This window comes from Deltaproteobacteria bacterium PRO3 (genome assembly GCA_030263375.1).
In the GTDB taxonomy this organism is placed as follows: Bacteria; UBA10199; UBA10199; order DSSB01; family DSSB01; genus DSSB01.
Genome location: SZOV01000098.1, coordinates 1 through 12,015, shown reverse-complemented (window position 1 = coordinate 12,015; position 12,015 = coordinate 1). Strand labels below are relative to the sequence as shown.

Below are 12,015 nucleotides of genomic sequence, written 5' to 3'. Positions count from 1 at the left end.
ACCTCGCGGCCGCGAGGGCCTTGTCGTAGTCCGGGTGGTGGGTCACCTCGGGGACGATCTCGGCGTGCTTGACGACGCCGTCCTTGCCGACGACGAAGATCGCCCGGGCCAGGAGGCGGAGCTCCTTGATGAGGACGCCGTAGGCGGTGCCGAACGAGGCGTCGCGGTGGTCGCTCAGGGTGAGCGCCTTCTCGATGCCGGCGACCGAGCAGAACCGCTTGTTCGCGAACGGCAGGTCCATGCTGACGTTCAGGACGGCGACGTCGTCGCCGATCCTGGCCGCCTCGTCGTTGAACCGGCGCAGCTGCGCGTCGCAGATCGGGGTGTCGAGCGACGGCGTGACGCTGATGACGAGCGTCTTGCCCGCGAAGTCCGCGAGCGTCTTGGCGCCGAGGCCGTTGTCGAGGACCGTGAAGTCGGGGGCCCGGTCGCCGGCCTCGACCTCCGGGCCGACGAGCGTCAGCGGGCCGCCGAGGTACGTGATGACGCCGGTTCTCTCCATGGGCTCTCCTTTCATCCTTGCGCGGGCTTCGCGAGCTCCTCCTTCAGGAGCATCGCGCCGCCCTTGGTGAGGTCGTCCCGGGTCAGCTCTCCCTTGGCGAGGCGGGCGAGGAGCGCGCGCTGCGCCCGGTACTCCCTGTTCTCGACGCCGGCCTTCCCCTGCAGGAGCCGCCAGGCCTTCCGCCGCTCCACGCAGAGGAGGACCATCTGCCGCGAGAGGGCGTAGTAGCCCGGCTGCCCGTCGCCGTCCTCGGCCTTGACGAAGACCCCGAAGTCCGGGACGAAGACGGGGCTCTTCGGGTCGAAGACCCTCCGCTTGACGACGTCGTCCTGGGTGAGGAGGACGAGGACGTCCTCCAGCGCGATCATCCCCGACGCCTTCTCCGGCGTCGTCCTCCGCACGTGCTGGCGGAACCGCGCCTCGGTGACGGCGTAGTGGGCGACCGTGTACCGGACCTTCTCGCCCGTCGACTTCAGGGTCGTCTCCCACCAGTCCTTGTCGAACGCGGGGTTCCCCTTGACCTCGATCGCCTCGCGGTAGGTCTCGCCCTTGCCCGGGTTGTACGTGAACTCCGGGATCATCCGGCAGTCCCGGGCCCGCTGCGACTGGAGCGTGGAGACGTCGTCGCCGACGCCGTGCTCGGGCTGGCAGGGGGTGAAGCTCTGGACGAACGCGGTCCCGCGGTACTCCAGGGCGTCGAGGAGCGCCTTGTAGAGCTTCGGCGCGTTGGCCATCGAGACCTGGGCCACGAAGGGAGAGCCGTGCCCGGCGCAGAAGATCTCGGCGAGGCCCTTCTTCTCGGTCAGCTTGCCCTGCGTGGCGGCACCGATCTGGTTCATGTCGAAGCCGCCGGTGATGACCGAGGAGTCGGAGTTCTGACCGCCGGTGTTCGAGTAGACCTGCGTGTCGAGCATCAGAGACTTCACGTTCGGCCGGTTCTGAAGGACCACCTTCGAGACGTTCTGGAAGCCGATGTCGCCCATCCCGCCGTCGCCGCCGATCGCCCAGGCCTTCGGCAGCTCGGCCACCTCGAGGTCGGTCATCAGCGCGTCGGTCAGGTGGGCCAGGTCGAAGTACTCCGCCGCCGTCAGGACCTCCCCGTCCCGGTCGAGGAGGCCGTCGGCCAGCCTCTCGGGGATGACGGAGCGGCGGGCGTGGTCCATCAGGAACGCCTCCCCGAAGAGCCAGGCGACGGTGACGCCGTCCTGGAAGAGGGAGTTCATCCAGGGGTAGGGGTGCGGGTTGTTCGGGGGCGTCGAGCCGAAGACGGTGTTGCAGCCGGTGTGCGCCCCCATCGCCATCACCGACATCCCGTTCGCCAGCCGGCCGTCGATCGCCTGCAGGCCGCGGTGGTTGAAGGCCTCCTGCCGGAGGACCGCCCGCAGCGCGCCGACGACCTCCTCGTCGGGGATCGGCCCGCGGGCGGCGATCCGGGAGTCGGTGTCCTCGTCGCTCTCCCCGCCGAGGCCCATCAGGAAGTGAGCGACGGCCCGGACGAAGCGGGCGTGCCCCTCGGGGCTCCGCGCCTTCAGGGCCGTCAGGCGGCCGACGCCCTCCCCGTCCAGCCGCGCGGCCTTGGCCGCGAGCCGCTCGGCCTTCGCGTGGAAGATCGGCCGCATGTACGCCTCGGTCACCGAGGCGACCGCGCGCAGGACGGTCTTCTCGCCGCACCCGGCGCACGCGCCGTCGCCCGCGACGAGGGCGTCGTAGCTCGAGCGGACCATCAGGTGGTTCCTCAGCGCGGCCTCGCGCGAGGACTGGGGCTTCTCCGGGTCGTAGAGGCCGAGGTACTTCCTCGGCGTGTCGGAGAGGAGGTTGAGGAAGCCCATCGCCGTGGCGTGCCTGGCGTTCAGCTCCTCGGTCTCCTCCACCATCTTCAGCGCCTGGTGGTCGCCGCACTCGGTGACGCACTCGCCGCACCCCTTGCAGAGGTCCGAGACGAAGATCGAGAAGACGCCGCCCGCGCCCGGGGACTTCCGCTCCAGGTTCGCGAAGATCGCGTTGACCTTGGCGTAGGCGAGCGGGAGCGTGTCGACGATGGCGCAGAGCTGCTGCTTGCTCTCCGCGGAGACGACGCCGATCGGCTCGACAGCGGCGCGGACGAGGTCGCGGACGGGGGTGGCGGCCTTCGCCTGCTGCGCGGCCACCATCCCGGCGCGGACCGACCGTTCGACGTCCGGGAGGCTCGCGAGGAGGCGCGCGCGGTCCATCGGGTCCGTGACGTAGCCGCGGACGGCGGTCGTCAGGACGGTCATCAGGTCCTGCGCGGTGTTCGGCAGGGCCGTGTCGGGGCAGGACGAGATGCACTCCATGCACTGGGTGCAGTTCTCGGCGACGAAGGGCTGCTTGGCGCGGCCGCTGTTGAAGTGCAGGGCCCGCGCGATCGACTCCTTGCCCGTACCGGACTCGCCGAAGATCCAGACCGAGATCTTCGAATCGGTGATCTTGTCGACCAGCGAGAGCACCTCGACCATTTTGGGCGAGCGTCCCACGATCTCGGAGTACTCGTACTTCAGCTTCAGCCGGCTCTCGGCCAGCTCCATCTGCATGCGGTGCAACTGGTCGCTCTGTTCCTCGACCTGATCGGTCAGGTGGGCGTTGGCCTTTTTCAGCTCCTCGATCATCTGCGCCTTCTGCAGGGCGAGGGCCGCCTGGTCCGCGAAGGCGCGCAGGGCCTGAAGCTGCTCCTCGCCGAACAGGCCCGCCTCGAAGCGGTGGTCGAGGTAGAAGACGCCCAGCACGCCGCGGCGCCCGTTGATCGGCAGGGCCAGGATGGATTTGAGTTCGTGCAGCTGCACGCTCTTCGCCTGGCTGAAGCGCGGGTCCTGCAGGGCGTTGTCGGTGACGACCGGCTGTCCCTTTTCCATCGCCTCGCGGATCGCCGAGAGGCTGAAGGCGAATTCCTTCGACTCCAGGGCCTCCTTGCCGACGTTGCGGGCCACCACGACGCTAAAGCCGGGGATGGGGCCTTCCGCCTCTTCGCTACGCAGGACCAAAAACCCGTTCTCGGCGCCGGAGAGGCGCATCGCGGCGTCCATCAGGTGCTTCAAGACGCGGTCCATGTCGTCTTCCATCAAGAGTTCGCGGCTGATCGTGGCCAGGCTTTCGAGTATCTGCATGGGAGTCCTCTCTTTCGTGGGGGCAGGAGAATTTTCCAAAACTTTGTTTTCGATCCAGCGCCGCCAGTCGTGGCGGTCGACGAAGCTGAGCTGGAGCGCGACGGGGAGCTTTTCGTGAAGCCGTCTCAGCAGGTCGCGAATCAAATCGGCCTCGCGGCCCTCGCCCTCGAGGCGTTGCAGCTGCGCCTCCAGGTCCCAGGGACCCGCCTCGGCCGGCGCGGCCCGGCCCTCGCGGATCCAGCGGCCGTAGGCCTCCGCGCCCGGCAAGGCGGCGACCGCGGACCGGGCCCGGGGCGCCAGGGCGCGCAGCTCGGAGAGCAGGGCCTCCGCGCGGGAAAGGCGCCCGACTGCGAACTCCGCCCGCGCGAATTGGGCGAGGTGCTCGGCCAGGTCCTCGAGGTTGCCGCAGGCGTGCAGGATCTCATGGGCGCGGGCGAAATGCTCCAAGGCGGCGGCCAGTTCGCCGCGCCGCCGCTCGAGGACCGCGCGGTTGTTCCAGACGCGGGCGAGAAACAGGTCGTCGCGATGCGCCTCAGCCAGGGCCTCGGCGCGGCGGTAGGCCTCCGTCGCGCGGTCCGGGTCGTCGCGACGCAGGGCCAGGTTGCCCTCCTCGAGCCAGGTCGCAAATTCCCCCGCGTGATGCCCGGCCTCGCGGTACAAGGCCTTCGCCTCCTCCAACAAGGCGTCCGAGCGCGCGGCCTCGCCCTCCTCCGCCAAGGCCGCCGCGAGGTTGCGACAGAGCTCGGCGCGGCGGCGACCCCGCGCGGCGGGCAGGGACAGGCCCGTCTCGAAGTGGCGCTTCGCGGCCTCCCGCCGGCCCGCCTCCCACTCGTAGTTTCCCAACAGCGCGTGGGCGCGGACGCGGTACTGTTGGACCTCGCGGTCCGCCGAGTCGCCGGCGGCCTCGAGGGCCTGGGCGAAGCGGCGCGCCGCCTCCTCGCGGCGGCCGAGGTTGAGACAGGCGATGCCGGAGACGATGCCGTATTTCACCGCCTTCAGGTCGGCGGGCTCGTCGGGCGCCGCCAAGCGAAAGACCTCCTCCGCGGAGGCCAGGGCCTCGGCGTAGCGGTCGAGCGCGGTCAGCCAATTGGTCTTGGCCCGCAGCAGTCGGGAGAGCTCGGCGGGATCTTCCAGATGGGCCCGCGCCCGCTCGGCCAATTCCAGCGCCTCCTCCGTCCTTCCCGACCGTGCCAGGGCCTCGGTGGCCGGGAGCGCGAGCCGGGCGATCTCGCCCCCATCTTCCAGGGCGAGCGCGTGGCGCAGGCGCTGCGGGTCGTGGGGCGCGTCGGGCGGAAGGGCCTGGAGCCACCGCCTGTGGAGCTCGCGAAGCCCCTCGGGCGGAAGGCCTCGCAAGAGGGCTGGCTCCAAGGCGGGGATCGCCAGGCGGTATTTTCCGTCGCCGGCCTCGAATTTTAAAAATTCCCGCCCGCATAAAGACGCCAAGCGCGCCTCGAGCCCGGGCAGCTGCGGACAGACCGCGGCGAGGACTTCGGCGCTCGAGGGCTCATGGGCCGCGGCGAGGGACGCGAGCAAGGAACGATCTTCCGCCGCGAGCCCCGCTAGCCGCTCCGCCAGGATGCCCTCGAAGGATTCCAGCCCGGCGATCTCCTCCTTCCAGGCCCGGGAGAAATGCCGCCGCTCGTCCGCGCGCCGCTCGCGGAGCAGGCGCAGGATCTCCAGCAGCATGCGCGGATTGCCGGAACTCTGCCGGAACAGGTCCGCCGCGATCTCCCGCGCCGCGGTCTCGCCCAAGGCCTCGCGAACCAGCTCGCGCGTCGCGGCGGCGTCGAGGTTTTGCAGCGTAACCGCCTCGCCGCCCAGCAGGCGCGGCAGGTCTTCCAAAAGCCGGCGGGCCTCTTCGCCGAGGCGGTCGTCGTTCCATTCGAAGACGGCCAGGCGTCCCGGCGCGATCCCCTCCCGCTTCAGGCGCAGCAGCTGCGAGAGCTCGGCGAAGGCGACGCGATCCAAATTGCGGAAGAAAAAGGCCTGCGGCCCCTCGGTCCCGGGGGCCGCAAGCTCGCGGAGCCCCGCGCCGAAACGCGCGGCCTCGATTTCCCGGACCGCGAGGCCCTGCACCGCGCAACGGATCGCCGCCTCGCGTAGGAAGCGGGACTTGCCGACGCCGCCGATGCCATGCAGCCAGAGGGTGACGGGCCGAACCTTGACCTCGGCCAGCACGCGGTCCAAGGCGGCGAAGGCGCCCTCGGCGCCGAACATCTTCGCGGAGTGGTATTCCGCGCTCGCTGGCGCCTCGGCCGCCCCCCCCGCATGACGCAGGGCCTCGAGGGCCTCCCGCGCCGAGCCGAGCCTCTCCTTCGGATCGAGTCGGATCATGCGGTCGAGGGCCCGCGCCTGCACCGCGAAGCGCGGCTCCAAACTCGGTGCTACCTCCAGCAGCGGGGCGGCGGGGGCGCGCAGTATCTCCTGCAGGCTGCGGCTCGTCGCCCGCGGGTGACGTCCGGCGAGCGCCTCATAGAAAAGCGTGCCCAGGGAGAACAAATCGCTGGAGGGAAAATTTTTACCCTGCAATCGCTCCGGCGCTAGGTAAGGCAAGGTGCCCGCGGTGAATCTGCCGGCCTTGCCGAACTCCCCCGCCAAGCCGAAGTCCAACAGCTTCAGGCGCCCCGCCGCCGTAACCAGGACGTTGCGCGGCGAGATGTCGCCGTGCGAGATGTTTTGGGCGTGCAGGGCTTGCAAGGCCTCGAGGGCCTCCTTAAGCCAGGCGATGACCCTCGCCGGCTCCGCTTCGCGCGCGGCCTCCAGCAGGCCGCGGCCTTCGACGTACTCCATCCAAAAGCAGGGCCCGCGGTCCGTCCCGAAGAGGGCACGGCTGTTGGCGGCGTAGCCGTAGATGCCGGCGATGGCGGGGTGCCGCAGCTGGACCAAGAGCTGCGCCTCGCCTTCGAAGAGCGCCACCTGTTCCGGCTGAACCTGGGTGAGCAGCTTGAGCGCCACCCGCTCCCCGCCTGGGCTCTCGGCCAAGTACACCTCGCCCATCCCGCCTTCGCCCAAGCGCCGGAGGATTTTTGGCAAGTCTTTGAGGAAGTCCGCCGCGACCGTCACTGGGAAATTCTAACACAGGCTGTAACGAGCGCGAGCTCATTTGCATGCAAGTTGTAAAAACTCCTGTCACAACTTGAGAAAATTTATCGGAGATTACTGCACATACTTCTTATAATATCTTTTAATTTCAAATGGTTAATAGTTGGCATCATGCTTGCTTTCTATTCGATTGTCTCGCGAGAGACAGGAAGGATTCGGAACCATGAGCCTACTCCCCCTAGCCCACTCCAAGCCCCCGCCGGCCCAAAACCTCGCGGGGGAAAGCGGGGGGACCGCGAGCCCCAGCGCAGCGTCTCCCCAGGCGCCGGAAGGCCAGAGCCCGAACTCCTTTTTGACGGGACTCAGCTGCCTGCAACCCGTGAACGAGATCTGCCTCTCCGGCCTGCTGCGGCTCTGGCAGGACCCGCCCGCGAGCCAGGCGCCCGACTCGGAGGAAGAGGCGGCCACGGACCTGCATGGGCTGGGCAGGATGTTTTTGCAACACTCCCTCGGTGCCGAATTCGGGGACCTGCTCTACGAGGGGATCTCCCGCTACTTCGAGGCGGACGAGCCGCGCGCCGCTAGACCCCCCGAAGTCGAGTGCGAGGTGCGCAAGGAACCCGCGGGAGAGCTGCGCGTCGAGTGCGAGGCGCGACCAAGATTTTCTGAATAACGACCCGGCGGCACACCGGATCCAGAGGAGGAGGCCCTGCCGAAGGGTGGGGCCTCCTCCGAAAATTTCGAGCCCCTTCCGTTAAGGAAGAACCCTGACCCCGGCACCCCTAGCCGGGGTCTTTTTATTTCCGAAGGGTTGGACTCCTCGCCGGGCGAGCCGAGCCTTAGCCCAAGAGTTTGGAGACTCTTTCACTCAGCGATTTGCAATTTTCTGAAATACGGAGAAGCCTTCTTTCCCTCGTTTCGCGAGAAAAAGTATCCTATTTGATCCCTGATTTTTTTAGGCCTGCCGACTTGCTTTTTAATAAATTAAAAAAATCTCCATGTTTTTTGCCCTTTTCCCCCACTGCTCCGCCAGTCCGCCTGCTGAGGTCGATCCAATCGCTCCCGCTTGGCACAGCCGTTGCTTTATCTCCCGGCGCAGGAAGCGCATTCGAAAACAATTCCTGGGAGGTATTTCATGCTTTCAAAATTAGCTTCATGTATCCCGCATTTCTTTTCACCGCCGGCCTCGGAGCGCAGCGATGCTTCGCCGCAGCCGACCGGTAGCGCCACCGACGCGCCGACTAAGGACGTCCGGCCCTCGGCCCAGAAACTCATGCAACGCTGCATGGGTGATGAACGGGAGAATTTACGGAAGCGCGCGACGATGTTTGTGGACGCTATCGAGATGCACGAGACCTCCAACAACAAAGCTGAGGTCCAGGAGTTGCAAAAGGCACTAGGAGAGGTCAATAAAGACCTGGCCGAGCTGAACAAGACCTGCCAGGAAGTGGCGAAGGATTTGGCCTCCAATCCCGATCTCCCGCCGGCCCCGCCTCCGCAAGCCGGCGAGGAGGCGAAACAAACTGAGGAAGCCCCGAAGACCAAACCGAAAACCGAGCGCAAGGCCAAACGCAAAGCCAAGGGAACCCCAGACACCCCGAAAAACACCTCGCCCAACGGGGAGCCATTGCGCAACAGCCATGGGGAAGTGCTCATCCTTCACGAAATCAAAATTTTGAACCCCCTGAATCGCGAGATATTGATTGAATCCTTGGAGCGCTATAGGAAGGGCGACAAAATCGACCTCAAGCACTTGAAGCAAGGGATCCAAATAGAGACCCTTCGAGCCCTCCCTCAAGCTTTAGAATTGCCCAAGGCGGAAGCTCAACAAAAGGCGCCCAAGAAATAAGCCTTGGGGTTAGATCCCGTTCTTACTTAGCACGAAGGCTTTCCAACGAATATTTCGTGAGCCCTAGATCCCGGCGCTTCTGCCGGGGTCTTTTTTTTTATCGATTTCGTTTCAAAGGATGCGAAGACGGCTCCGCCGCGGATGAGGCTAATGAAGGGTCTTCCCCGGCTCCTCCGGAACGGCTCCCTCAAATCCGCTCAGGGCGCGGACCAGGACGCGGCGCTGCGCCGCGGGAAAGTCGGGGCGCTCCAGCCATTCCCTCACCATGCCTTGGCTCGGCCGGTGGCCGCTTCGGGCCAACCAAAACAGGGTTTGGTAGAAGATCGGATCGCCTTCGGGAAAGGCAATTGGCCGATCGGCCGTCCGCCAGACGAAGGCCTGCAGGCCCTCCGGCTTGAGGCCGAGGGTGGTCCGCACCTTGTCGTGCGCGATCCGCAGCCAGGCCGAGGCGTCGAGCTTAAGCAGGAGTTGGGCGGCCCGGCGATGCACCCGCGGGGCGAGCGGCACGGCGCTCTCTTGGCTCGCCAGTAATATCTCTCTAACTTCCTCAGCGAGGGCCTTGCGCCCCGCGGTGTCGCGCGGCAGGAGGCTCGCCCCTTCCACGAGATGGATGCGCGCCCAGAGCCGGTAAGCCTCCGGCAGGGAGGCGATCTCCTCCCGGGCGTACTCGAATCCGTCCTCGCAAAATCCCAGCAAAGTGGCGAGCCGCGCCGCCCGCTGCGTCTCGCCTTGGCGCACGGCGCGGCGCAAGGTCTCGAAGATGCGGGGGCGGTTCTCGGGGATCTTCCCGAAGCCCAGGCGCGCCGCCCGCTCCAGCGCCCATTCGGCGTAGCGATCCGCTGCGCGCTCGGGCGCGATCAGGACGTCGCCGGCGATCGCCTGCCGGGCTGCCTCGTACAATTCCTCGCCGGCGACGCGGTCTCCGGCCTCGACGAACATCCCCGCCGTGCGAAGCAGGGCCTCGAAGCGGGAAAGCCCCTCGCGGGGGAATTCATGGCGGAGGAGCAGCTCCCGGACCTCCTTCAAGAGGCGTTTCGCGTCGGGCGTCCAGGCACCCTGCTTCCCCCGATATAAGGAGGCGAGCTCCAGCGAGACCGATACGCGGTCCCCGATCAGGAGACGCTCGGAATGCAGCAGGGCCTCGGCGTCTTCCATCCGCTCCGCCCGGCCCAATTCCACAAGGACCGCGGCCAGGGCCTTGGAGCGAAAGTTGGGGTCCCGAAATTCCGTCGCGACAATCGCCCGCGCCTCGTGGAACTTCCGCGCCCCGGCCAGCAGCGAGACCGCCTCGACCATTTGCGAAGCAAAGGCCGTCGCATCCGGGATGTGCGCCTTCAAGTAAGAGCGCATCTCCAAGGCGACCTCGCAGGCATCGTCGCGGTAGTCGGGCCCCGCGGCGAGCAGCGCCTTGCCCAGGCGGTGCAGCCAATAAACCGGATAATTTTTCTCGCGCAGCTTCGCCCCCCGATGGATCTCCCCCTTGGCCTCCAGGAAAATGGCGCGAGCCACGGTTTGATGCTCGAAGCCCTCGCGCGCCCAGCGACTCGCCAGCTCGCTCACCGCGAAGGCGCGATGCCCCGTCGCGAGCTCGTCGATCAGGTCCCGAGCCAGGGCCAGCTCGCCCTCGGCGGCCGCCTGAATCGCCAAGGATTCGGCGTTCGAGGATTGCCCTGCCTCGATCTGGCGCCGGGCGGTGCGCAGTGCGCTCTTCAAGGTATCCGCGGCGTCGGGGTCCCGGGCGCGCCTCTGCTTCGCCCATAAATCGCCCAGCAGGTGGGGCCGGCTGTGCGGGCTGGTCCGATCGATGCGACGCCGCGCCTCGGCGAAGACCCGCTGCGCGTCCTGCAAATAACTCAGGTCGGCCATGGCCTCCCCGACCTTGCCGAGGCAGTCGGCCGCTTGTTGGTCGAATTCCAGGCGCCGGGCCAGCTCCAGCGCCTTCTCCAAGACCAGATAGGCGTTGTCTTTGAGGCCGGCGGCCTCCAGCTTTCGCGAGAAGCGAAGCAGAAAATAGACTTCGTCGCGGGGCTGGCTGTGTCTCGGCAGGGACCGAAGTCCCCGCAGGGCGGCGGCGACGGAAGGCAGATGGCTCGGCTCGGGCCTGCGCGGCGGACGTCCGGAGGCGGCATCGCGGATCCCGCTCATCGCCCAAAGCATGCCGCTGTCCGCGACCGACGGCGACGCCAATGAAATCCGAGCAGGCGCCGCGCCGAGGAGGACCGGCGCGGGCGGGCGGAACAAGGGCGGACCGCCCTGGGCGACGCGCTCCGCCAGCGCGTCGAGGCCCCTTTCCCAGCGATGGAAGCCCTCTCCGAAGGCGCGGCGGGTCAAGCGACCCGCCACGTGAAATTGCAGCAGCGTCGCCAGCGAGTCGGTCAGCGTCGTCGCGCCGTCCTGGCGCGGGCGCAGGCCGAGGCGCTCTTCCAGCGAGTGACCGAGCAGGATGCCGGAGAACATGCCTCCTTGTTGAAACAAGAATTGTAGGGGCGAACCTTGTGTTCGCCCTCCCCATCCATGCCATGGGGCGAACACAAGGTTCGCCCCTACGGGGCCCGCCAGACGGCGGTACACCGCTTGACTTGCCCACCCCGCCAGCTTCAATCCCCCCAAGACCAAATAGCTGGAAGCCAGCTCGCGCCGGAATGATTCGGCGTCCCAAGCTTGCGGGCGCCCCAAGGCCGCGCCAGTCGCCTTTCCGCTCAGCGTGAAGACCGGCGCCTCCAAGGCGAAGCCGGAGACGGCCGCCAAGGCACGCGCGCCGAAACCGCGAGTCAGGGGGTTGGCCGCGGACGAGGCCAGGAGGCGGCTCAAGGCCCCGGCGCGCGTCAGGCGGTAGACGGATCCGGCCAAGGCCATCGCCGTCAAGGCGGCGGGGTCACAGGCCTCGCGGGAAAATCGCTGCATGAGGGATTCGACGCGCATCCCGACCGGACCGCGCCCTTGCAAGAACGCGAGCCTTTCGCGGGCGCGGCGCGCCAAGTCCGGTTGCGACGCCGCGGCGGCCTCGGCGAGATAGGCGTAGAGCTCCGCCGCGCGTTCCGGCGCCTCGGCCCGCTCCTGCTTCCCGGCGAAGGACCACAGGGCCTCGTAAAACAGGATTTCGTCAGGTTCTTGAAGGATGGCCCGCCACTCGTCGCGGCTCGAGGGCGGCATGGCCTGCGGGGCCAGGCGCTCCCACAGGGCGAGGCGCCCCGGGGGCACGGGGCCCGCTGAGGCGGAAAACGGGGCATGGGAAGGCGCGGAGGCATCCACCCCCGGCCGGTCGACACGACGCATCGCGGTTCACACAATATCTCCCCGTAAGGTCAGCCCCCTGACCGCCGGCATCGAGAAAAAAACTTGGTAATCGGCACCTAGGGGTTCGGTCTATCCCCGGGAAAGTTGCGCTCGGGAAATTTTTGGAATGTAAAAGTTCATGACATCTAGAGAGTGGAAGGGGTCCTGCTGGAGCCAATCGAGGTAACGCAAGTAGGTCTCGAGAATCGTTAGTTTTATTCGTCTGG

Annotated in this window: 5 protein-coding genes; 2 read left to right on the top strand and 3 right to left on the bottom strand. The window is 67.2% G+C overall.

Features of this window, described 5'->3' with window-relative positions; genetic code table 11:
- The coding region (locus tag FBR05_12755) for a thiol peroxidase (protein ID MDL1873049.1) at positions 1–502 on the bottom strand (502 nt) is incomplete at its 3' end.
- An 11-nt stretch (positions 503–513) separates the two neighbouring features.
- Positions 514–6,684 (bottom strand): GAF domain-containing protein, encoded by a 6,171-nt coding sequence (locus tag FBR05_12750; protein MDL1873048.1) that lies wholly within the window; start codon positions 6,682–6,684, stop codon positions 514–516.
- Between the two features lie 202 nt (positions 6,685–6,886).
- On the opposite strand from FBR05_12750, the gene FBR05_12745 reads away from it, so the two are divergent.
- Complete coding sequence (locus FBR05_12745; protein MDL1873047.1) at positions 6,887–7,336, top strand: hypothetical protein; 450 nt, start codon at positions 6,887–6,889, stop codon at positions 7,334–7,336.
- Between the two features lie 393 nt (positions 7,337–7,729).
- Positions 7,730–8,512, top strand: a complete 783-nt coding sequence (locus FBR05_12740; GenBank protein MDL1873046.1) for a hypothetical protein — start codon at positions 7,730–7,732, stop codon at positions 8,510–8,512.
- 147 nt (positions 8,513–8,659) lie between these two features.
- On the opposite strand, the gene FBR05_12735 is transcribed toward FBR05_12740, so the two are convergent.
- Positions 8,660–11,788 (bottom strand): hypothetical protein, encoded by a 3,129-nt coding sequence (locus tag FBR05_12735; GenBank protein MDL1873045.1) that lies wholly within the window; start codon positions 11,786–11,788, stop codon positions 8,660–8,662.
- Between the last annotated feature and the right edge of the window lie 227 nt (positions 11,789–12,015).

Bases quoted from the DNA above. Each gene is read 5' to 3' on its own strand.
- FBR05_12745 (MDL1873047.1), top strand. From the start codon at position 6,887: ATGAGCCTACTCCCCCTAGCCCACTCCAAGCCCCCGCCGGCCCAAAAC.
- FBR05_12735 (MDL1873045.1), bottom strand. From the start codon at position 11,788: ATGCGTCGTGTCGACCGGCCGGGGGTGGATGCCTCCGCGCCTTCCCAT.